The 502-nt window shown below is 64.3% G+C and carries 1 protein-coding gene; it reads left to right on the forward strand.

The window, feature by feature from the left end; genetic code table 11:
- Positions 1 to 233: 233 nt before the first annotated feature.
- Positions 234 to 502 (forward strand): FAD binding domain-containing protein (locus tag ACR0DG_RS21455; protein ID WP_480700698.1); only part of this gene is annotated, 269 nt, incomplete at its 3' end.

Below are 502 nucleotides of genomic sequence, written 5' to 3' on the forward strand. Positions count from 1 at the left end.
GGTGAGGCCGGGGCCATTGGCTCGCCGCCTGCGGTGGTCAATGCGGTTCTGGATGCGATGAACTCGGGTGGCAAGGCTGTCGATCACATCGACATGCCAGTGAGCCCGTCGCGCGTCTGGGCGGCGATGAACAGCTGAGAGGTTGGGATAGCTGGGGGCTCTGCCCCCAGACCCCCGGGATATTTATAGCCAGATGAAGAGCGGATCTGTGTTCTTCGGAAAGGAAAAGCGGAATGTATAGTTTCGAGTTTGAGAAGCCCTCGACCATTGCGGATGCGGTTGCCGCGCTTGGGGGTGAGGATGCGCAGGCGTTGGGGGGTGGTCAGACGCTGATCCCGACGCTGAAGCAGCGGCTGGCAGCGCCGTCGGCGCTGGTGTCGCTGAGTGGGATTGCCGAGATGCAGGGGGTCTGTGTTGAGGATGACGGGTCCCTGGCTGTGGGCGGTGCGACAACCCATGCCACGGTGGCGCGCGAGGCCGCCGCGTCGTATCCGGCGCTGGC

It is taken from the genome of Ruegeria sp. BG8 (assembly GCF_056538325.1).